The 21901-nt window shown below is 43.5% G+C and carries 18 protein-coding genes; 16 read left to right on the top strand and 2 right to left on the bottom strand.

The annotated features are described in order from the left end of the window. Nucleotides 1–16 precede the first annotated feature (16 nt). On the bottom strand, nucleotides 17–742 hold the full coding sequence (locus tag PGR14_RS09405; protein WP_022220430.1) for an ABC transporter ATP-binding protein: 726 nt from the start codon (nucleotides 740–742) through the stop codon (nucleotides 17–19). Between the two features lie 368 nt (nucleotides 743–1110). On the opposite strand from PGR14_RS09405, the gene holB reads away from it, so the two are divergent. The 16 genes from holB (at nucleotide 1111) to PGR14_RS09325 (ending at nucleotide 19652) form a co-directional block, all read left to right on the top strand. After that, a complete protein-coding gene (gene holB / locus PGR14_RS09400) occupies nucleotides 1111–2100 on the top strand; it encodes a DNA polymerase III subunit delta' (RefSeq protein ID WP_008374157.1) in 990 nt (329 codons plus the stop codon). A gap of 3 nt (nucleotides 2101–2103) precedes the next feature. Beyond that, on the top strand, nucleotides 2104–3015 hold the full coding sequence (locus PGR14_RS09395) for a PSP1 domain-containing protein (RefSeq protein ID WP_008374156.1): 912 nt from the start codon (nucleotides 2104–2106) through the stop codon (nucleotides 3013–3015). Next, nucleotides 3005–3760 carry a tRNA1(Val) (adenine(37)-N6)-methyltransferase gene (locus PGR14_RS09390; protein ID WP_173690362.1) on the top strand — a complete coding sequence of 252 codons (756 nt, stop codon included), beginning with the start codon at nucleotides 3005–3007 and terminating at the stop codon, nucleotides 3758–3760. The genes PGR14_RS09395 and PGR14_RS09390 overlap by 11 nt, the downstream gene beginning before the upstream one ends. A 3-nt stretch (nucleotides 3761–3763) precedes the next feature. Beyond that, on the top strand, nucleotides 3764–4603 hold the full coding sequence (rsmI, locus tag PGR14_RS09385; RefSeq protein WP_055155721.1) for a 16S rRNA (cytidine(1402)-2'-O)-methyltransferase: 840 nt from the start codon (nucleotides 3764–3766) through the stop codon (nucleotides 4601–4603). A gap of 146 nt (nucleotides 4604–4749) precedes the next feature. Then, entirely contained in the window at nucleotides 4750–5862 is a 1113-nt protein-coding gene (locus PGR14_RS09380; protein WP_055248115.1) for an ABC transporter ATP-binding protein, read from the top strand. 302 nt (nucleotides 5863–6164) lie between these two features. Then, nucleotides 6165–8774, top strand: coding sequence for a cation-translocating P-type ATPase (locus PGR14_RS09375; RefSeq protein WP_044999181.1), 2610 nt, complete (start codon nucleotides 6165–6167; stop codon nucleotides 8772–8774). Nucleotides 8775–8845: 71 nt separating this feature from the next. Next, nucleotides 8846–10084, top strand: coding sequence for an AI-2E family transporter (locus PGR14_RS09370; protein WP_242854812.1), 1239 nt, complete (start codon nucleotides 8846–8848; stop codon nucleotides 10082–10084). A gap of 342 nt (nucleotides 10085–10426) precedes the next feature. Continuing rightward, nucleotides 10427–11038 carry a hypothetical protein gene (locus tag PGR14_RS09365; protein ID WP_055155724.1) on the top strand — a complete coding sequence of 204 codons (612 nt, stop codon included), beginning with the start codon at nucleotides 10427–10429 and terminating at the stop codon, nucleotides 11036–11038. 169 nt (nucleotides 11039–11207) lie between these two features. Next, complete coding sequence (locus PGR14_RS09360) at nucleotides 11208–12203, top strand: ABC transporter substrate-binding protein (RefSeq protein ID WP_055155725.1); 996 nt, start codon at nucleotides 11208–11210, stop codon at nucleotides 12201–12203. Between the two features lie 24 nt (nucleotides 12204–12227). Beyond that, nucleotides 12228–13163: an ABC transporter permease gene (locus PGR14_RS09355; RefSeq protein WP_055155726.1), complete on the top strand. Its 936-nt coding sequence runs from the start codon at nucleotides 12228–12230 to the stop codon at nucleotides 13161–13163. 8 nt (nucleotides 13164–13171) lie between these two features. Continuing rightward, nucleotides 13172–13966 carry an ABC transporter ATP-binding protein gene (locus tag PGR14_RS09350; RefSeq protein WP_172676446.1) on the top strand — a complete coding sequence of 265 codons (795 nt, stop codon included), beginning with the start codon at nucleotides 13172–13174 and terminating at the stop codon, nucleotides 13964–13966. Between the two features lie 262 nt (nucleotides 13967–14228). Then, nucleotides 14229–15800 carry an ABC transporter substrate-binding protein gene (locus PGR14_RS09345; protein WP_270223303.1) on the top strand — a complete coding sequence of 524 codons (1572 nt, stop codon included), beginning with the start codon at nucleotides 14229–14231 and terminating at the stop codon, nucleotides 15798–15800. Between the two features lie 70 nt (nucleotides 15801–15870). Next, a complete protein-coding gene (locus tag PGR14_RS09340; RefSeq protein WP_055297364.1) occupies nucleotides 15871–16821 on the top strand; it encodes an ABC transporter permease in 951 nt (316 codons plus the stop codon). Nucleotides 16822–16833: 12 nt separating this feature from the next. Beyond that, entirely contained in the window at nucleotides 16834–17697 is an 864-nt protein-coding gene (locus PGR14_RS09335) for an ABC transporter permease (protein WP_055297362.1), read from the top strand. Further along, nucleotides 17690–18661: an ABC transporter ATP-binding protein gene (locus PGR14_RS09330; RefSeq protein WP_055297360.1), complete on the top strand. Its 972-nt coding sequence runs from the start codon at nucleotides 17690–17692 to the stop codon at nucleotides 18659–18661. The genes PGR14_RS09335 and PGR14_RS09330 overlap by 8 nt, the downstream gene beginning before the upstream one ends. Before the next feature lie 13 nt (nucleotides 18662–18674). Continuing rightward, nucleotides 18675–19652, top strand: a complete 978-nt coding sequence (locus PGR14_RS09325) for an ABC transporter ATP-binding protein (RefSeq protein WP_055297358.1) — start codon at nucleotides 18675–18677, stop codon at nucleotides 19650–19652. A gap of 238 nt (nucleotides 19653–19890) precedes the next feature. Here PGR14_RS09325 and PGR14_RS09320 read toward each other — a convergent pair whose 3' ends face one another. Next, entirely contained in the window at nucleotides 19891–21870 is a 1980-nt protein-coding gene (locus tag PGR14_RS09320) for an ABC transporter ATP-binding protein (protein ID WP_055297356.1), read from the bottom strand. Nucleotides 21871–21901: the final 31 nt, after the last annotated feature.

The following is a 21901-nucleotide window of genomic DNA, read 5'->3' as shown; positions in this document are numbered from 1 at the left end:
GTATCTTCCTCCCCTGTTATCTACATTTCAGACAGCTGTAAGAATCTGCTGTCTTCCCTAATAATTGTGGAAGGATATCCGCGGTCTGTCCGATCGAAGCAATCTTTCCGCCTTCGATTACCATGATCCGGTCAGCCATCTGGATGATTCTTTCCTGATGGGAAATAAGAATAAGACTCTGCTTTTTCTCTTTGTGCATTTTTTCAAACTGTTCGATCAACATAGAAAAACTCCAGAGATCGATTCCGGCCTCCGGTTCATCGAAAATACAGAGTTTGTGCGGCTTTGCGAGAACGGTTGCAATTTCCAGACGCTTCATTTCACCGCCGGATAAGGTTCCGTCTACTTCACGTTCAATGTATTCGTTGGCACAAAGTCCAACGGTACTTAAAAGTCTGCAACAGACATCTCTTGTCAGATCTTCTCCAGCCGCAAGTGATAAAAGCTTGCTTACCGTCATTCCTTTGAAGCGCGGTGGCTGCTGGAATGCGTAACCGATTCCGGCTTCTGCCCTGTGGTTGATATCATAATCACTGATATCGGTTCCGTCTAAGATGATCTGTCCGGCACTTGCCTGGTCAATCCCCATCAGCACTTTTGCAAGTGTGGATTTGCCACCTCCGTTCGGACCGGTGATCACCAGCATTTCCCCGTCTTCTACGTTAAAACTGATATTTTCTACGATACTTCGTTCTATTCCGTTTTCATTCACCTGGAATGTAAGATTTTTTACCTCCAGCATGAGTTCATCCCCTTTCTGTGTAAGAAACTTATATAAAGTTTGTCTGGCCAAAATACCTTTTGCCCCCAACATCTTGTATGATGTAAGTATCAAAAGAATAAATTGCGTGGAAATGGAGCAATCCGATTACATCATTGGATACAGAAGCTTTATATATTCATGCTTATTATAAAACATATCGGAAAAGTTGTCATCTTTTATTATTGAGAAGATAGTTTGTGTGCAGAAGATATGATTTCAACATACCTACAAAGCGAAATTCGCAGAATTTTCAGAAATAATTCAGAAAGACCACAGGAATTTGCTCTAGGTATCTGCATAAATTTATGTTATACTAATGGAATAGTAAGAAAGAAGAGGGTGATAATATGTCAGGATTTAAAGATGTCGTAGGACATAGCGAGATCATTCAGTATATACAGAACGCAGTTACAGAAGATAAAGTATCACATGCTTATATTCTGAACGGCGAGAAGGGATCTGGAAAGAAGATGCTTGCAGGTCTTTTTGCACAGACTCTGCAGTGCGAAAAGGGCGGAGCAGAACCGTGCTATGAGTGCCATTCGTGCAAGCAGGCAGTCAGCGGCAATCATCCGGATATTATCTGGGTAACGCATGAAAAGCCGAACAGCATCAGTGTAGATGATATCCGGGTTCAGATCAATGGGGATATTCAGGTGAAGCCTTATAATGGAAAATACAAGATCTACATTGTGCCGGATGCAGATATGATGACTGTACAGGCACAGAATGCTCTGCTGAAGACAATCGAAGAGCCACCTGCTTATGCGGTAATTCTGCTTCTTACAGAGAATGCGAACAGTCTGCTCCCAACGATCTGCTCAAGATGCGTTATGCTGAAGCTCCGCAACATTAAGGATCAGCTTGTGAAAAGGTATCTGATGGAGCAGCTTCAGGTTCCTGATTACAAGGCAGACGTGTGTACTGCATTTGCACAGGGCAATATTGGAAAAGCTGCTATGCTGGCAGGCTCTGAGCATTTTAATGAAATTAAAGATGAGGCAGTTCGTCTGCTGAAGAATATCGATACCATGGAACTCGGTGATCTGGTGGAAGCTGTGAAACGGATTTCCGCTTACAAGATTGAGATCACAGATTATCTGGACATCCTTATGATCTGGTATCGTGATGTTCTGATCTATAAAGCAACAATGAATATCGACAGACTGATTTTCGGTGAAGAGATCGACAGTATCAGGGAGCGTGCGAAAAAGAGCTCTTATGAAGGAATTGAGACAATTCTGGAAGCACTTGAGAAAGCAAAGGCGAGACTGCGCGCCAATGTCAACTTTGATCTTGTCATGGAACTTCTTCTGTTGACAATAAAGGAGAACTAGGGAATGACAAAAGTAATTGGAGTCCGTTTTCGGACTGCAGGAAAGATCTATTTTTTCTCACCGGGCAAATTTGAGGTGAAGCGTGGCGATCAGGTAATTGTAGAGACCGCGAGAGGAGTAGAATTCGGTAACGTTGTGATGGGACCGAAGGAAGTGAAGGATGAAGAGATCACCCAGCCTCTTAAGACGGTGATCCGCCTGGCGACAGAGGATGACCGCCGTGTAGAAGAAAAGAATCGCAAAAAAGAAAAAGAAGCATTTCAGATTTGTCTGGAAAAGATCCACAAGCATGGACTGGAGATGAAGCTGATCGATGCAGAATATACCTTTGACAACAATAAAGTGCTGTTTTACTTTACCGCAGACGGAAGAATTGATTTCCGTGAACTGGTAAAGGATCTGGCAGCGGTATTCCGTACCAGGATCGAACTTCGCCAGATCGGTGTAAGAGATGAGACGAAAATCCGCGGAGGAATCGGGATCTGTGGACGAGAGCTTTGCTGCCACACCTATCTGTCTGAGTTTGCACCGGTTTCGATCAAGATGGCAAAAGAACAGAATCTGTCTCTGAACCCGACTAAGATTTCAGGTGTATGTGGCAGACTGATGTGCTGCCTGACAAATGAGGAAGAGACATACGAGGAACTCAACAATAATCTTCCGTCTGCAGGTGAGGCGGTGACAACTCCGGAAGGACTGAAAGGTGAAGTACAGTCATTGAGCGTACTGCGTCAGCTTGTCAGGGTTATTGTAACTCTGGACAATGATGAGAAAGAAATCCGTGAATATCCGGCAGCTGACCTGAAGTTCAAACCGCGCCGCCGGAAAAAGGATGTGAAGCTTTCCAAACAGGAAATGAAAGAGCTTGCAGCTCTGGAGAAAGGTGAAGGAGCGTCAAAGTTAGATGACAAATAATCTTAAGCCGGGAGAACGGCTCGATGATTTACAGATAAAAGGCTATGAGATTATCCAGAGCCCGGGGCGGTTCTGCTTCGGAATGGATGCAGTGTTTTTAAGTGCCTTTGCCAAAGTAAAAGCGGGAGAATGCGTTCTTGATCTTGGAACAGGAACGGGAATTCTCCCGATTCTTTTGGCCGCAAAGACAAAAGGAAAGCATTTTACAGGACTGGAGATCCAGGAAGAAAGTGCGGATATGGCGTGTCGGAGTGTCCGGCACAACCGGCTTGAGGAGCAGATCGACATTGTGACGGGAGATATCAAAGAAGCGTCACAGATATTTGGAAAAGGTTCCATGGATGTGATAACAACGAACCCTCCATACATGATCGGAGGTCATGGAATGGCTAATCCGGAAAGTGCTAAGGCAATTGCGAGGCATGAGGTACTGTGCACACTGGAGGATATTATCCGGGAAAGTGCACGGATTTTAAAAGCTGGAGGAAGATTTTATATGGTACACAGACCGTTTAGGCTCGCAGAGATTCTGACAGCAATGTGTGAGGCGAAGCTGGAGCCAAAAAGAATGCGTCTGGTGTATCCATATGTGGATAAGGAACCGAACATGGTTTTAATAGAAGGAATCCGTGGTGCCAAATCGCGGATGACAGTAGATCCGCCACTGATCGTTTATGAGAAGGACGGCAGCTATACACGGGAGATCCTGGAGTATTACGGGATGACAGGAACTGGAAAGGAGTAACGAATGGCAGGAACATTATATTTGTGTGCAACACCGATCGGCAATCTGGAAGATATGACGTTCCGGGTGATCCGGACGCTGAAAGAAGTTGATCTGATCGCGGCAGAAGATACCAGGAACAGTATTAAACTGCTGAACCATTTTGAGATTAAAACACCGATGACCAGTTATCATGAGTATAATAAGATAGAAAAGGGACACGCTCTGGTGGACAAACTTCTTACAGGGATGAATATTGCGCTGATCACCGATGCCGGTACACCAGGGATCTCAGATCCGGGTGAGGAACTGGTGAAAATGTGCTATGAAGCCGGAATTACGGTCACTTCCCTTCCGGGAGCCGCTGCCTGTATTACGGCACTGACACTTTCCGGGCTTTCCACCAGAAGATTTGCATTTGAGGCATTTCTTCCAACGGACAAAAAGGAAAGACAGGCAGTCCTGGGTGAGCTTGTAGATGAGACAAGAACGATGATCGTTTACGAAGCACCGCACCGTCTGGTGAGAACCTTGAGAGAGCTTGGAGAAGTTCTAGGTGGGGACAGACATCTGACTGTGTGCCGGGAACTTACAAAAAAGCATGAGACTGCATTTCGCACCACATTTGCGGAAGCGGTTTCCTATTACGAGAGCAACGATCCGAAGGGGGAGTGTGTGCTTGTGATCGAGGGGAAGAGCCGGGAGAGCATTTTACAGGAGGAGCGCGCAAAATGGGAAGAAATGACGGTTCAGGAGCATATGGATTACTATATGAACCAGGGAATCGATAAGAAAGAAGCCATGAAAAAGGTGGCAAAAGACCGCGGAGTCGGAAAGAGGGACATTTATAAAGAACTGCTGTAAGGCTTTCGTCAATTTGTACACCTTCTTAAAAAATCTTTGTTCAACCCGGTCATAGACCGACGATGTAAAAACAGATATACTTTATTTCAGAAACAAGAACAGCGACAGTGTGTAAGAAGCGCACAAAGATTTAGGAGGAAAAATAAATGGCAAGCTTATCATTAAAGCATATTAACAAAACATATCCGAACGGATTTGAAGCAGTTAAAGATTTCAACCTTGAAATTGAAGATAAAGAATTTATCATTTTTGTAGGACCATCTGGATGTGGTAAATCTACCACACTTCGTATGGTTGCAGGTCTGGAAGAGATCACAAGCGGTGAACTCAAGATCGGTGACAAAGTGGTAAATGATGTAGAACCAAAAGACAGAGATATCGCGATGGTATTCCAGAACTATGCTCTGTACCCACATATGACTGTATATGATAACATGGCATTCGGACTTAAATTAAGAAAAGTTCCGAAACCGGAGATTGATAAGATGGTTCGTGAAGCAGCTAAGATCCTTGACCTTGAACCACTGCTTGACCGTAAACCAAAAGCTCTTTCAGGTGGACAGAGACAGCGTGTTGCTATGGGACGTGCAATCGTTCGTAACCCGAAGGTATTCCTTATGGATGAACCACTTTCCAACCTGGATGCTAAACTTCGTGGACAGATGCGTATCGAGATTTCCAAACTTCATCAGAGACTTGGTACAACAATCATCTACGTAACACATGACCAGACAGAAGCTATGACACTGGGAACCAGAATCGTAGTTATGAACGCAGGTGTTGTTCAGCAGGTAGATACACCACAGGTACTTTATGATACCCCATGCAACCTCTTCGTTGCAGGATTCATCGGATCACCACAGATGAACTTCCTTGATGCTGTATGCCAGAAGAAGGGTGACAAAGTTGTCCTCAAAGTTGGACCGGCTGATATTGTACTTCCACCGGCAAAAGCAAAGAAACTTATCGATGGAGGATATGAAGGAAAGACTGTTGTCCTTGGAATCCGTCCGGAAGATGTACATGATGAGCAGATGTTTATCACATCTTCACCGAATACAGTTATTCAGGCTAAGATCCGTGTATATGAAATGCTTGGTGCTGAAGTTTATCTCCACTTTGATTATGAAGGAGCTACAATGACAGCCCGTGTTGATTCTAGAACAACAGCAAGAACAGGGGATACAGTTACATTCGCATTCGATGCTGAAAAGATCCATGTGTTCGACAAAGAGACAGAAAAGACAATTACAAACTAAGATGTGAAATTATTTGCCGGAGTTTCCGATTTTGGAGACTCCGGTTAAAATTTTCTTGACAATCGGGCTATTCGTGGTATATAGTTACGTTAATAAAGGGGAGTAACCTACGCAAGGGAATCCGCGTTTGTGGTGTCGTCAGTACGGTGGAAGCATCCGGTACCACAAGAAAATGGTGAGACTTTTATTGCATTATTTGTTGTGCAATAAGGGTTTCTTTTTTTGTACATTTTTATCGAAAGAGAGCTTCGTTGCATAAGAAATTCAGGAATGTGAATACTCAGAAACAGGAGGCGGAAAGGATGAAAGAAATTTATCAGTCATCGGTAAAAGAAGTGCTTGGACAGATGGGAAGCAGAGAAGAGGGACTTACGATAAAAGAAGTGGAAAAGTCCCGTGAAAAATGTGGATGGAATGAGCTCGCGGAGGGAAAGAAAAAAAGTGTGCTGCAGATTTTTATGGAGCAGTACAAGGATTTCCTGGTGATTATCCTGATTGCATCGGCGATTATTTCAGGAATTTTAGGAGACGCAGAAAGTGCGGCAGTTATTGTGATCGTCATTACAATGAATGCGATTTTGGGAACCGTGCAGACGGTAAAAGCAGAGCAGTCGCTTCAGAGCCTGAAAAAGCTTTCAGGACCGGAGGCGAAGGTTCTCAGGAATGGTACGGTGACACCGATTCCGGCAAGAGAACTGGTAGTTGGAGATGTGATCCTTCTGGAAGCCGGGGATTATGTTCCGGCAGACGGACGACTGATCGAGAACGCAAGTCTGAAGATCGATGAAAGTGCACTGACCGGGGAGAGTCTTGCAGTTGAGAAGAGCCTGGATGAAATCGAAGAGGAAGTGCCGCTTGGTGACCGGAACAATATGTTATTTTCGGGAAGCTTTGTTACTTACGGACGTGGAAGAGCCGTTGTGACAAGTGTAGGTATGCAGACAGAAGTCGGAAAGATTGCCGGACTTTTGAAATCAACATCTGAAAAGCAGACTCCGCTTCAGGTGAATCTGGAAGAGTTCGGAAAGAAGCTTTCGGTTCTGATCCTGGTATTTTGCGGAATCTTATTTGGAATCAGTGTATTTCGTGGAGAAAATATCGGAAGCGCGTTTATGTTTGCAGTAGCACTTGCGGTTGCAGCAATCCCGGAGGCATTAAGTTCAATTGTAACAATCGTCCTTTCTTTCGGAACGCAGAAGATGGCCAAGGAGCATGCAATCATTCGAAAACTGCAGGCGGTAGAAGGTCTTGGAAGTGTCTCCGTGATCTGTTCGGATAAAACCGGAACTCTCACGCAGAATAAGATGACTGTTGAAGATTATTATATAGAAGGCAGAAGAATCCGGGCAGATGAGATCGATATGGCAGATCCGGCACAGAGATTTCTGCTTGATTGCAGCATTTTATGTAACGATTCTACCAATGAAAATGGAGTGGAAATCGGAGATCCGACAGAGACAGCGCTGATCAATCTGGGAAGCCGCTATGGAGTGGAAGCTGCAGAAGTAAGAGAAAGTTATCCAAGAGAAGATGAGATTCCATTTGACAGTGACCGGAAAATGATGTCGACGCTTCACCGGATAGACGGCGAAAACCGGATGATCGTCAAAGGTGCGGTTGACCGTCTCCTGGATCTGACAGACCAGATCTGGACAGAAAATGGAATAAGGGAGATTACAAAAGAAGATAAAGAAAAGATTCAGAGTCAGAATCAGGAATTTTCAATGGAAGGTCTTCGAGTGCTGGCATTTACCTTCCGGGAGATTCCGGAAGAACATCTGCTGACCGCAGAGGATGAGGACCATCTGGTATTTCTCGGAATGATCGCGATGATGGATCCGCCGAGGGAAGAGTCAAAAGCGGCAGTAGAAGAATGTATCAAAGCAGGCATCCGTCCGGTGATGATCACGGGAGACCATAAGATCACGGCAGCAGCGATCGCAAAACGGATCGGCATTTTAAAGGATTTATCCGAAGCCTGTGAGGGCGTGGAGATTGAAAATATGAGTGACGAGGAGTTGCGGGGATTTGTCCCGAAGATTTCTGTCTATGCAAGGGTTTCGCCGGAACATAAGATCCGGATCGTCCGTGCATGGCAAGAGCGCGGAAATATTGTATCGATGACCGGTGACGGTGTCAACGATGCACCGGCTCTTAAGCAGGCAGATATAGGTGTTGCAATGGGAGTAACCGGAACAGAAGTTGCCAAAGATGCAGCGGCGATGGTACTTACAGACGATAATTTTGCCACAATTGTAAAAGCAGTGGAAAACGGACGAAACTTATACCGTAATATCAAGTATGCGATCCAGTTTCTGTTATCGGGAAACTTCGGTGCAATTCTCGCTGTTTTATATGCATCGATCGCAGGACTTCCGGTTCCGTTTGCACCGGTTCATCTGCTTTTTATCAACCTGCTGACTGATAGTCTCCCGGCAATTGCACTGGGAGTAGAACCGCATACCAGTGATGTGATGAATGAGAAGCCAAGACCGGCAGACGAGTCGATCCTGACAAAAGATTTCCTGTCAAAGATTGGTCTGGAAGGACTGGTGATCGGTGTAATGACGATGATCAGTTTTCTGACAGGATATCATCAGGACGGTGCACTTCTTGGAAGTACTTATGCATTTGGAACGCTCTGTCTTGCACGGCTGTTTCACGGATATAACTGTAAATCAGATCATCCGGTGATTTTTACCAAACGGTTTTTCAATAATAAATGGATGCAGGGCGCATTTGCACTGGGCGCAATTCTGATCACGGCTGTACTTACAATTCCGGGGCTGCATCAGGTGTTCAAAGTAGAAACATTGAACTTTGAACAGCTTGGGACTGTCTACCTGTATGCATTTGCCTGTTTTCCAATCATACAGCTTCTGAAGTGGGTACGTGGAAAATTATCTGAGTAACAATATGGGAAAATGCTTACTGGTTGTAAGGGGATTAACCATAAATATATTGTAGTAGAATGGAGAAAATAGTGGATTTTAGTAAATTATCTATAAAAAAAATCCGGGAACTGATCGTATTTACAGCGCTGATCGTAGTTGCATTGTGGAAATTTGATGTGGTTCTCGGCGTGATCAAGGCGGTATGGGGAATTATTTTCCCCTTCGCTCTTGGCGGTGCGATTGCGTTTGTGATCAATGTGCCGATGAGCTTTCTGGAGAAAAAATTATTTGGAAAGGCAAAAGAGAAAGGAAGTAAGGCGGCAGGAAAGCTTGCAAGACCGATCAGTCTTCTTCTTACGATCGTACTGGTAGTGGGGGTGATTGTGCTTGTTATGTTCGGTCTGATTCCGCAGCTTACGGCAACAATTGGAAGTCTGATGAACAGTATTGCAGATTTTATTCCGCAGATGCAGAGCTGGGTACGGGAATTTACGCACAATAACCGGGAAATCATGGATCTTGTGAACCAGGTGGAGTTCAATCCGAATAAGGCAATCCAGTGGGGGATGAGTATTCTCGGAAATGGTGCGGGAAATTTTATGAATACAACGATGACAGCAGTTGGATCCATCGTCAGTGGAGTTACTACATTTTTTATTGCCTTTTCCTTTGCCTGCTATATTCTTTTCCAGAAAGAAAAACTGCATGTGCAGGTGAGAAAAGTGTTTTTCGCGTTTATTCCAAAACGAAAAGCAGAAGTGATTCTTGAAGTCTGTTCCCTGACCTACCGTACCTTCGCAAACTTCCTTACCGGACAGTGCCTGGAAGCAGTCATCCTCGGAAGTATGTTTGTAATTACATTAAGTATACTGAAAATGCCGTATGCACTGCTGATTGGAATCATCATATCCTTCACAGCCCTGATCCCAATCTTTGGAGCCTTCATCGGCTGCGTACTTGGCGGCCTCCTGATCTTCATGGTGAGCCCGAAACAGGCAATCCTTTTCATCCTTGTATTTCTGATCCTCCAGCAGATCGAAGGTAACCTGATCTACCCACACGTAGTCGGCAGCTCCGTAGGGCTTCCCTCCATTTGGGTTCTCGCCGCAGTCACCATCGGCGGCAACCTTCTGGGAATCATAGGAATGCTCATATTCATCCCGCTGGTATCCGTACTCTACACCCTCTTCCGGGAATATGTATACTTACGCCTGAAAAGACAACATATTAAGAGAGTGACAAAAACAGAGGTAGAAGAATATACTGTAGAAGAAATTAATCGAATGAAAGAGTTATACAAAAAAGAACATCCTGAGAAAGATAATTGAATAAAGAAATGGTTTTCTACATATAAATGTATCGAAAATCGCAGCAAAAGCCTGCAACTTTGAGATGCAATCTCAAAGAGCAGGCTTTTCTACTCCCCATTTATAGTTTGGCGGAAAAGTATGACTTGTAGAATGTCAGCCGGGCGGAAAATAAATTGTGTTCAAATTCAATTTTTTGGGCAATGGAGACGAAACGCAGGAATCGTGGAGGCCATGGCTGAACACGATTCCCGCCCTAGGACGTTCGTCGGAATGGTGTGCACAACTTGAATTTGAACACAATTTATTTTCCACCCGGCGTCCCCTCTCCAACACTCTTCCCCATCCAAGAAAGGAGAAAAAATGCTCAATTACCTGTGGTCGGGAATGATTCTTATTGGCATCCTTTTTGCCGCTTTCTCCGGCAAAATGCCGGACATCACCACCGCCGCCTTAGATTCCTCCAAAGAAGCCGTCACCCTTTGCATCACGATGATGGGCGTCATGTCCTTCTGGACCGGACTCATGGGAATCGCAGAAAAATCCGGCATCCTGAAAACGGCAACCGTCCGCCTTTCCCCTCTGATCCATTTCCTCTTTCCAGAACTTCCAAAAGATCATCCGGCAGAAAAACCAATTGCAGCAAACATCATTGCAAATGTACTCGGACTTGGCTGGGCGGCAACTCCGGCAGGTCTTGAAGCAATGGAAGAGCTTCAGAAGCTGGAAGAAGACCGCCGCCTTGGAAAAGCAGCAGGACCGGTAAGAAAAAGAGGCGTTGCAAGCAATGAGATGTGCACCTTCCTGATCGTAAATATTTCTTCACTGCAGCTGATCCCGGTGTCGGTGATCGCCTACCGGAGCCAGTACGGAAGCGTAAATCCGACAGCCGTTGTTGGACCTGGGATTGTGGCAACGGCGGTCAGTACCGGGGCGGCGATTTTGTTTTGCAGGATAATGGACCGGAAAAGCTAGAATTTTTGTAGCTTTTTGTAACATACCTTGACTAAAGTACAAAAAAACGCTATAATCAATATCACGGCAAAGCTTTAAACCATTGAAGTTTAAACCGCTAAAGTTTAAAGCTGTAAAGCCAAAACGGAAAAAGTTTGTTCGAAAAGAACATAGATGGAGGTATGTTATTATGAAAGCAAGAAAAATTTTAGCAGTATCACTTACTGCAGCAATGACACTGGCACTTGCTGCCTGTGGCGGAAGTTCATCAGACAAAGAATCTTCTTCAAAGGATTCATCAGACAAGGTATATAAGATCGGTATCTGCCAGCAGCTTGAGCATGCAGCTCTTGACGAGGCAACCAAAGGATTTGAAGAAGCCTGTGAAGAAAAATTCGGAAAAGACAAAGTGAAGTTCGATCTTCAGAACGGACAGGGCGAACAGGCAAACTGCGCAACCATTGTAAACAATTTTGTGGCAGACAATGATGACTTGATCCTTGCAAATGCAACAACTGCTCTTCAGTGTGCAGCAGCTGCAACAAGCACGATCCCGATTCTTGGAACATCTGTTACAGATTATGCAACTGCTCTTGATATTTCTGACTGGACAGGATCAACAGGTATGAACATTTCAGGAACCTGTGACCTTGCACCGATCGATGAACAGGAAGCAATGCTTAAAGAGCTCCTTCCGGATGCAAAAACAGTAGGTATCCTTTACTGTTCAGCAGAACCGAACTCAGCATACCAGGCGAAGAAGTTTGAGGAAGCACTTGAAAAAGATGGAATTAAGTATAAAGAATACACAGCAGCAGATTCTAATGAAATCCAGTCTGTAGTGACAAGTGCAGTAGATGAGTGCGACGCACTTTACATCCCAACCGATAATACAATGGCATCTAACACAGAGATTATCAACAATATCTGTCTTCCGGCAAAAGTACCGGTAATCGCAGGTGAACAGGGAATCTGTGAAGGCTGTGGTATTGCAACTCTTTCTATCAGCTACTATGACATCGGATACAGAGCAGGTGAAATGGCTTACGATATCCTTGTAAATGGAAAAGATATCTCAACCATGGATATTGAAAGTGCACCGAATGTTACAAAGATGTATAACAAAACAATTTGTGACGAACTCGGAATCACTGTTCCGGACGATTACGAAGCAATTGAGGAATAATAAGTATAGAAAGAGGCAAGAACAATGTATTTAGCAGCTTTAGATCCGATGTCTCTTGTGCGTGCACTTCCGGGAAATGTAGCGCAGGGGATCATCTGGGGAATTATGGCGCTTGGCGTTTATATCACCTTCCGCATTCTGGATTTTGCGGATCTGACGGTTGATGGATCACTGGCGACAGGCGGAGCGGTCGCTGTTATGCTGATCCGCGGCGGTATGAATCCGGCACTGGCACTTCTTTTCGCATTTCTGGCAGGTATGGCAGCCGGATTTGTGACAGGTATTTTACATACGTTTTTTGGAATTCCGGGCATTCTGGCCAGTATTCTGACGCAGATCGGACTTTACTCGGTGAATCTCGGAATTATGGGAAAATCCAATCAGGCAGTCAATGTTATGCAGTATAAATTGGTTGCATCGCTTCGTTATGTGACCGGCGAAGGAAGTGAACTGTTTTTTGTAAAACTGATCGTGGCAGCACTTATCCTGATCGCAATTATTTACTGGTTCTTTGGAACTGAGCTTGGTGCATCGATCCGTGCAACCGGATGTAACCCGCAGATGGCAAGTGCACAGGGAATTAATACAGGCTTTACAAAGGTTCTGGCGCTTATGATCTCCAACGGACTTGTGGGACTTTCCGGTGGGATTTACGCACAGTACCAGGGAGCAGCCGATGTTAATATGGGACGTGGTGCCATTGTAATCGGACTTGCAGCCGTTATCATCAGCGAAGTTATTTTTGGAAAATTCTGTGCAGGCAGAAAAGCAGCCTTTGCATTTACACTGGGAGCAATCTTTATCGGAGCGATTATTTACTATATTGTAATCGCACTGGTATTGTGGCTGAAGATGCCTTCTGATTATATGAAACTGTTCTCAGCGGTAGTGGTTGCATGCTTCCTTGCAGTTCCGTACATGAAGGGTAAATATTTAACAAAGAAACGGAGGACTGCATAATGGGATATATGTTGGAAATCCAGAATATTCATAAAACCTTTAATCCGGGAACGATCAACGAAAAGGTCGCACTTAACGGAGTGAATCTGAACCTCAATCCGGGTGATTTCGTGACTATCATCGGTGGAAATGGTGCAGGAAAATCCACCACACTGAATGCGATCGCAGGAGTGTGGTCTGTAGACGAAGGAAAGATCATCATTGATGGAGTGGATATTACAAAGCTTTCAGAGCATAAAAGAGCACTTTATCTGGGAAGAGTTTTCCAGGATCCGATGACTGGAACTGCGGCAACCATGTCGATTGAAGAAAATATGGCGATCGCAGCCAGACGTGGCGAGCGCAGAGGTCTGGGATGGGGCATTACGAAAAAAGAGCGGGAGCGCTATAAAGAAGCCCTGAAAGAACTTGATCTTGGACTGGAAGACCGTCTGAGCAGTAAAGTCGGACTTCTTTCTGGTGGACAGCGACAGGCGATCACTCTTTTGATGGCGTCTCTTAAAAAGCCAAAGCTTTTACTTCTGGACGAGCATACTGCAGCACTTGACCCGAAAACTGCAGCGAAGGTGCTTGCCATCTCCGATAAGATCATTCAGGAGCATCAGCTTACTGCAATGATGGTAACACATAATATGAAAGATGCCATCGCGCACGGCAACCGCCTGATCATGATGCATGAAGGAAAAATTATCTACGATGTAGCAGGAGAAGAGAAAAAGAATCTGAAGGTTGCAGATCTGCTGGCGAAGTTTGAAGAAGTCAGCGGCGGCGAGTTTGCGAATGACCGGATGATGTTGTCATAGAGAATAATTTAAAAATGAAATAATAGTAGAAAACAGGAACGAGGTTTTACGATTGATGTAGAGCCTCGTTTTTTTGCACGTCTTGTTTAAATGTACTATTAAAAAACAGAGCAGATTCTAAAATACTATAAAATTATAGAGAATACCTATTAGTAATACAGGATAGAAATTATCAATTGGACTTATAAATAGAGTAGTAGTACAATAGAAAAAACAGAGACATGTCGAATGTCGACAATGTTATATTATTAGGAGGTTTACAATGAAGAAGAAAGTACTCAGCGCTTTACTTTGTGCAGCTATGGCAGTTTCTATGCTTGCCGGATGCGGCGGATCAAAGTCAGACAGCAAAGAAGCTGACAAGAGCGCAACCGAATCAACAAAAGCAGCAAGTGATACATTTACATTTGCAATCGGTGGGGACACAGGTAATACACTGAATCCGATTACTGCAGATGACCGATGGGGACTTATGACATGTCATATGGTTTATTCACCTGCGTACTATATTTACCAGGATGGAACAATCGACTGGATTCTTGCAGAAAGCATGGATGCGTCAGAAGATGGTAAAGTTTATACGATGAAGTTAAAAGAAGGATTAAAGTGGAGCGATGGAGAACCGTTAACAGCAGATGATATTGTATTTACTTTTAATTCTATTAACGATATGAAGCAAAATCTTTATGTAGGTGGGGAACCGATCAAAGTTGAGAAAGTAGATGATACTACAGTAACATTTACACTTGCAGAACCAAGTGCTTCTGTAGTAGAACTTCTGTCGGCAGAGACATTTATTGTTCCAAAGCATATCTTTGAAGGAAAAGGAAGCTTTGACGTGAATATGCTTGAAGATAAAGTTGTTGGATCTGGTCCATATATGCTTGAAGAATATAAGACAGGTGAACATCTTAAATTTGTGAAGAATCCGAACTACGCAAACGGAGAAGCAAATATTGATACAGTTGTATATAGAATTATTGAAAATTCTGATACAGCAGGTCTTGCACTTCAGAAACAGGAAGTAGATGCACTGAGCGTAACTGTTGATCAGGTTGACACATTTGAAGGTGATGACAACTTTACCGTTTCAAAATACAGCGAAGGTCGTGTTTCTTATCTGAGACTGAACTCTGTTGCACCGAGTATGAAAGATAAAGACTATCGTGAAGGAATCTTCAGAGCTCTTAATCGTGATGAAATCATGACTGCAGCATTTACAAGTGAAGATTATTACAAATTAGGATATACGTTCCTTCCGTACTCAAGCAGCTACTACACAGAAGATGGAGTTGAAAAGTGGGATCAGGATATAGATAAAGCTAAGAAGCTTACTGCAAATGGTGCAAAATCCTTAAAACTCTGCTATGTTGAGGAAAGCACAGAACAGAAAAATGAAGCACTTACAATCCAGGCTGAATTAAAAGCAGTTGGTATTGATGTTGAGTTGTGTGGTGTGAACCAGGCAGCATACATGAGTGCAGCTTATGATCCGGAATGTACAGATTATGATATGTTCCTTGGAGCATACGTAATGGGTATCGACCCGGATACATTTGCACCGCTGTTTGATTCAACAAAAGATGATATGATGAACTTCCACAATGCAGACATTGATGCGAAATTCAGTGAAGCAGCTACAACTCTTGATGATTCTAAGAGAAAAGAGCTGTATAGCGAACTTCAGGTTCTGGTATCGGAAGAAGCACTTCAGTATCCAATGGGTACAAGTATGAAGACAGTTGTTACAACTGCCCGTGTTGGAGGACTTGATGATGCACAGTTCGTACCGATTTATACATTCGGAGATGTATCAAAATTAACTTTAAAATAATGGATGACGGGGAGGAGGGTTAATAAGCCTCCTCCCTTTTTTAGCAGAAACTATATTTGGAGGAAGAGGAATGAAATATATTGTAAAACGTATTTTACAGGCAATTCCATTACTGCTTATCATTACATTTATCTGCTTTATGCTGATCAATCTTGCGCCGTATGATGCAATTGATTCAATTACGACACCGGATATGACAAAACAGGAGATAGAGGCAAAGCGAGAAGCGTATGGACTAAATGATCCTGTAATTGTTCAGTATGGAAGATGGCTTGGGAATATCTGCCGGGGTGAATTTGGTTATTCACTGAGATCCAGAACAAGCATTTCTTATGATCTTAAGAGCAGAATCCCGTCTACGATCAAACTGGTGTTGCCGTCATATCTGACAGCTTTTTTACTGGCAATCGTATTAGGACTGGTTGCCGGAAGTCATAAGAATCAGTGGCAGGATAAGCTGATCGATGGAATCTGTTCCATCGGAATTGCGACACCAACTTTCTGGTTTGCGATGATCATCATGTTTTTCTTTGGTTATAAGTTAGAGCTGTTCCCTCTGATGGGAATGCATACGATTGGAAAAGAAGATTCTATTCTGGATTTTCTGCAGCATTTTATTATGCCGTATGTAGTTCTTACTGTTGGATTTATCCCGGATCTGACCAGATATGTGCGTGGTTCTACAATTGGGCAGCTGAAAGAAGATTATGTAATTGTGCAGAAGTCATTTGGCGCAAGCAAAGCAGAAATTTTGTTCAAGCATGTCAGCAAGAATGTCCTTCTTCCGCTGATTACCAAACTTGGTATGGCGCTTCCGATGCTTGTAACCGGAGCGGTTATTACAGAGACGATCTTCTCATGGCCGGGTATCGGACCTTATTTTGTAAGTGCAGTACAGGCAATGGATTATCCGATCGTTATGAGTATTCTTGTGCTTTCAGGAACCCTTGTTATTCTCGGAAATCTGTTATCGGATATTTTATATTGTGTGACAGATCCTCGAATTAAGTCAATGAAATAGAGGGGGGTAAAGATGAAAAAGAAGAACAGAAGACTTGAGAATGTAAAATATGAGTTTAAACATAATAAGTTGGCTATTTTTGCGGCGATATATTTGATTGCAATTATTTTAGTCAGTGTTTTTGTTGTATTCAGCAGTGTAGATCCGGATGCTCTTGACGTAGCGCATAAACTGCAGTCACCGTCATCTGCACACTGGTTTGGAACAGATGAGCTGGGACGGGATTATTTTATCCGTGTATTATACGGTGGACGTGTATCACTGGTTGTTGGGGTACTGGCGATGCTGACTTCGATTGTAATTGGTGTAACCGTTGGTATGGTAGCGGGCTATTTTGGCGGAATTGTGGATAATATTCTGATGCGTATTGTTGATGTGTTCAGTTCTATTCCATGGATCATTATGGTAACCGTTGTCGGACTGTTATTTAAGAAAGGTCTTGCATCTATTATTATTGTAATTGGTCTGTTCAGCTGGATGGAAATTGCCAGACTGGTGCGTTCGGAAGTGCTTTCTGCAAAAGAGAGGGAGTATGTGCAGTACGCAGATTTTATCGGAATTCCTTCTGGAAAGGTTATCATGTCACACGTATTTCCGACCGTATTTCCAACGATCATCACAGCAGCAACAGCACAGATAGCAAGTGCGATCATGGTAGAAAGTTCACTTAGCTTCCTGGGACTTGGTGTTGCGGCACCGATGTCCAGCTGGGGAAGTCTGCTCCAGAGCTCACAGCAGTATCTTCAGAAGGCACCTTATATGGCAGTTCTGCCGGGCATTCTGATCATTCTGACCGTGTATTCTTTCAATAAATTAGGGGATGTACTTCGTGTGTTTGTAGAACCGAGAATTACAGCAGGTGATAAAGATGAGTAAGAAGAATGTATTAAATGTAAAAAATATGAATGTTTCTTTTAAAAGTCATGGACAGGAAGTAAAGGCTGTAAGAGGAGTCAGCTTCAGCGTAGATCAGGGTGAAATCGTAGGTCTGGTTGGAGAATCCGGAAGTGGAAAATCTGTAACCATGAAAGCAGTTATGGGGATTCTGCCAGACAACGCAGAAAGAACTGCTGAGTCTATCTTTTTAAATGAAAGAGAATTAAAAGATCTGTCGGATGAAGAATGCAGAAAGGTCCGTGGAAAAGAGATGACCATGATTTTCCAGGATCCGATGACCGCACTGAATCCACTGAAGAAAATCGGAAGCCAGATTGAGGAAGTTATTATCCGGCAGAGAAAATGTTCTAAGAATGAAGCGAAAGAAAAAGCATTAGAAATGCTGAAGAAAGTAGGTATCCCGAATCCGGAAGTCAGACTTGGACAGTATCCACATGAATTTTCAGGCGGTATGCGCCAGAGAGTTCTGATCGCGATGGCACTTGCCTGTGAACCGAAGCTGCTGATCGCAGACGAACCGACGACAGCACTTGATGTTACGATTCAGGCGCAGATCCTGGATCTTTTACATGAACTGAAGGATGAATTCCATACTTCGATCATGCTGATCACACATGATATGGGTGTAGTAGCAACTGTCTGTAGTAAGGTTATCATTATGTATGGTGGTCTGGTGATGGAGAGCGGTACGGTTGAAGAAGTATTTTATGAACCAAAGCATCCATATACAAAGGCACTTCTGAAAGCAATTCCTTCACTGGATCTTAAAGAAGGCGAGCGCTTACAATCTATTCCGGGACTTCCGCCGTCATTGATCGATCCTCCGAAAGGATGTCCGTTCGCGGAACGCTGTGAGTATGCAACTGAGAGATGTAAAAATGAGAAACCAGAGTATACCGAATTTACAGAAACACACAGAGCAATGTGCTTTTTAAATGAGTAAGGTGGGGAGATAGATGAATAAAGAAATATTAATATCTGCAACGGATTTGAAGAAGTATTTCCCGGTTCATAAATTTATGAGCGGTAAGCAGTATGTAAAAGCGGTAGACGGTGTAAGCCTTGAAATCAATAAAGGTGAAACTTTTGGTCTGGTTGGAGAATCAGGCTGTGGAAAATCAACACTGGAACGTACCCTGATCCGTATGTATGATATCACAGATGGAAAAGTAACCTATAAAGGAAAAGATATTACAAATGAAAAAGCGAAGAATCTGCAGTGGATGAAGGATGAAGTGCAGATCATTTTCCAGGATCCGTATTCTGCTTTAAATCCATTCTGGAATGTTCGCGAAATTATCAATGAACCTCTTAAAAAAGCCGGAATGGAAGAGAAAGAGGCAGAAGAAAGAATTGAATATTTATTAAATAAAGTTGGAATGTCAAAAGCAGATATGGATAAATTCCCGTATGAATTTTCCGGTGGACAAAGACAGAGAATCGGAATCGCAAGAGCACTTTCAGTTAATCCGGAATTCATCGTATGTGATGAGCCGATCGCAGCACTTGATGTATCGATCCAGGCACAGGTTGTCAATATGCTGGAAGATCTGCAGAACGAATTCGGTCTGACGTATCTTTTTGCAGCACATGACCTTTCAATGGTACGTTACATCAGTACCCGAATCGGAGTTATGTATCTTGGAACATTGGTTGAGGTGGCAGAGAGCAATGAACTTTATACCAATCCGATGCATCCGTACACAAAGGCACTGCTTTCCGCAATTCCGATCGTGGATCCGTTAAAAGCAAGAGAACATAAAAGAATCCAGCTCAAAGGCGAGCTGCCAAGTCCGATGAATATCCCGGAGGGCTGCCGTTTTGTGACTCGTTGTCCATATGCGACAGAAGCCTGTAAAAACGGTGTCCCGAAACTCCAGGAGATTTCCAAAGGACATTCCGTTGCATGCCATAGGGCGAAAGAAATCTTGTAAAGAAAATTGACATAAAAGTGTAAAGATGCTAGTATAATAAATAGAAAAGGTGCTACCGATGACGGTTCGCCTGATATTATTTGGTTATTAAAAATAACCGCTCATGTTTTCTCAGGACGATGGGCGGTTATTTTTACGTCTTGGAATCATGCTTTCCACGCACATACCCAAGACTGTAAAAAGTCGCACACAGTGAAATCACCATTCACATCAGTGTGAAATAAAATGACAGAATTGTCTAATCCATCAACTGCAATTCATACAATTTCTTATACAACCCATCCTTCGCCAGCAGCTCCTGGTGGGTTCCGGATTCTTTTATTTCCCCATGATGCATCACAATAATTTTATCTGCATGCTGGATCGTAGAAAGCCGGTGTGCGACCATGATCGTAGTTCTTCCATCCATCAGCCGTGCAAGTGCCTGCGTGATCAGTGTTTCGGTTTCTGTATCGATGTTGGCAGTTGCTTCATCGAGAACAAGGATCTTCGGATCATAAGCAAGTGTCCGTGCGAAGGACAAAAGCTGGCGCTGCCCGGCAGATAGAGTACTTCCGCGTTCTGTAACCGGTTCATCATATCCGTGCGGCAGTTTCTGAATAAATGGATCTGCATTTACAATTTCGGCAGCCCGTCTGACATCGTCCGGTGAGATTGCTTCATTATTCAGCGAGATATTACTTTTGATGTCTCCGGTGAAGATGAAGACATCCTGCTGAACCTGACCAATCGCACCGCGGAGCACATCCAGATCAATTTCATGAATATCAATCCCATTAATCAGGATCTGTCCCTTCTGAATATCAAAATATCTTCCGATCAGATTTAAAATTGTAGATTTTCCTGCTCCGGTAGCGCCGACAAAAGCAGCCTTTTCACCCGGATGGATTACAAAACTTACATCTTTTAAAATATAATTTTCCTCTTCGTAGGCAAACCAGACATGGCGGAATTCAATTTCACCAAGAATATTGACCGGAGCTGGATCGGCCGGAGATACGATCTCTGGTTTTACATCAAGAACACTGAAAATCTTTTCTGCGGAAGCAATGGAAGACTGCAGGGTTCCAAGCTGTTCGGAAAGCTCCTGGATTGGCTCAAAAAAGGAGCTGATGTAGGTGATAAACACGAACAGGGTTCCGAGAGAAAGACTTCCATTTAACACAGAAAGGCTTCCGGTACGGATAACAAGGATCATGGCAATGACCGAAACCAGATAGATTGAAGGCCGGAAGATCGCAAAAGTCATGATTTCGCGGAAATTGGCACGGTACAGTTCCATAGATTTGCCTTCAAATTCACTGTATTTCTCTTTTTCGCGTGCAAAGATCTGGATCAGCTTCATACCGGAAATATGTTCGGACAGGAAGGTGTTCAGCTCTGTGATTTTATTTCTTGTGATCTGGTAAGCTTTTCTGGAGAGATGCCGGAAAACAAAAGTCAGGATTGCAACCAGAGGTAAAAGCAGGAAGGATATACCTGCCATTTTCACATTAATTGAGAGCATGACAACAGCGTAACCAATAATCTTAACAACGTTTTTAAAAAGTTTCACAAGAATGGTGGAAAACAGTTCGTTGACTGCTTCAGTATCGTTAGATACACGTGTTACGAGCTTGCCAACCGGTGTTGTATTGAAAAAAGAAAGTGACAGGCTGTGTATATGTGTAAATGTTTCTTCACGCAGTTTGTACACGATCTGCTGCCCCATCTTCTGTAAAAGCCAGGTGTCGGCAAGGTTCAGGAAAAATCCGCTAAAAAGCAGCAGAAGAAACAGGATTCCGGCTTTTAAGATCCCCTTAAAATCATTTTGTCTTAAAACCTTCAGATCATTGGAAGTAAGCTTCTGTGCACCTTCTCTGACATAATTTTTTAAAACAGATGTATCGGCATTTTGTAGTGCAGTACATTCAGCGCGGGTGAGATTTTCTGCCATGTAATAGTGATCCTTCCAGAGAAAAATCTGATAAAAGGAAGCAGAATCCGCCTTAGATACTGCCTGGTCGCGCGACAGTACAAGACCGTTCCAGTTTACAGCGTCCGAAGCGGAAACGTCGGCTTCTACATACGGATGATAATAACCGTTGATATACTGGTCGATTGCATTTCCGATGATGATCGGGCGGTAAAGTTCCACCGCAATGATAAAGAGAACCAGGACAGTTGCCAGGGTCATTACCCATTTATGCGGTTTTAGATAACTTAAAAGTCGTTTCATCTTATGGCTACCGTTACTGAAAACTTATAAA

This window comes from Coprococcus sp. AF99-45, from assembly GCF_027663865.1.
GTDB classification, from domain to species: Bacteria; Bacillota; Clostridia; order Lachnospirales; family Lachnospiraceae; genus Allocoprococcus; species Allocoprococcus comes.
The sequence above is the reverse complement of the archived record's forward strand: the minus strand, read 5'-3'. Positions and strand labels throughout refer to the sequence as shown.

What these genes read in the sequence shown, in the direction of transcription:
- PGR14_RS09360 (WP_055155725.1), top strand. Translation starts at nt 11,208, where the DNA reads ATGAAAGCAAGAAAAATTTTAGCAGTATCACTTACTGCAGCAATGACA.
- rsmI (WP_055155721.1), top strand. Translation starts at nt 3,764, where the DNA reads ATGGCAGGAACATTATATTTGTGTGCAACACCGATCGGCAATCTGGAA.
- PGR14_RS09375 (WP_044999181.1), top strand. Translation starts at nt 6,165, where the DNA reads ATGAAAGAAATTTATCAGTCATCGGTAAAAGAAGTGCTTGGACAGATG.
- PGR14_RS09340 (WP_055297364.1), top strand. Translation starts at nt 15,871, where the DNA reads ATGAAATATATTGTAAAACGTATTTTACAGGCAATTCCATTACTGCTT.
- PGR14_RS09365 (WP_055155724.1), top strand. Translation starts at nt 10,427, where the DNA reads ATGCTCAATTACCTGTGGTCGGGAATGATTCTTATTGGCATCCTTTTT.
- PGR14_RS09390 (WP_173690362.1), top strand. Translation starts at nt 3,005, where the DNA reads ATGACAAATAATCTTAAGCCGGGAGAACGGCTCGATGATTTACAGATA.
- PGR14_RS09335 (WP_055297362.1), top strand. Translation starts at nt 16,834, where the DNA reads ATGAAAAAGAAGAACAGAAGACTTGAGAATGTAAAATATGAGTTTAAA.
- PGR14_RS09320 (WP_055297356.1), bottom strand. Translation starts at nt 21,870, where the DNA reads ATGAAACGACTTTTAAGTTATCTAAAACCGCATAAATGGGTAATGACC.
- PGR14_RS09405 (WP_022220430.1), bottom strand. Translation starts at nt 742, where the DNA reads ATGCTGGAGGTAAAAAATCTTACATTCCAGGTGAATGAAAACGGAATA.
- PGR14_RS09395 (WP_008374156.1), top strand. Translation starts at nt 2,104, where the DNA reads ATGACAAAAGTAATTGGAGTCCGTTTTCGGACTGCAGGAAAGATCTAT.
- PGR14_RS09325 (WP_055297358.1), top strand. Translation starts at nt 18,675, where the DNA reads ATGAATAAAGAAATATTAATATCTGCAACGGATTTGAAGAAGTATTTC.
- PGR14_RS09345 (WP_270223303.1), top strand. Translation starts at nt 14,229, where the DNA reads ATGAAGAAGAAAGTACTCAGCGCTTTACTTTGTGCAGCTATGGCAGTT.
- PGR14_RS09380 (WP_055248115.1), top strand. Translation starts at nt 4,750, where the DNA reads ATGGCAAGCTTATCATTAAAGCATATTAACAAAACATATCCGAACGGA.
- PGR14_RS09330 (WP_055297360.1), top strand. Translation starts at nt 17,690, where the DNA reads ATGAGTAAGAAGAATGTATTAAATGTAAAAAATATGAATGTTTCTTTT.
- PGR14_RS09355 (WP_055155726.1), top strand. Translation starts at nt 12,228, where the DNA reads ATGTATTTAGCAGCTTTAGATCCGATGTCTCTTGTGCGTGCACTTCCG.
- holB (WP_008374157.1), top strand. Translation starts at nt 1,111, where the DNA reads ATGTCAGGATTTAAAGATGTCGTAGGACATAGCGAGATCATTCAGTAT.
- PGR14_RS09350 (WP_172676446.1), top strand. Translation starts at nt 13,172, where the DNA reads ATGTTGGAAATCCAGAATATTCATAAAACCTTTAATCCGGGAACGATC.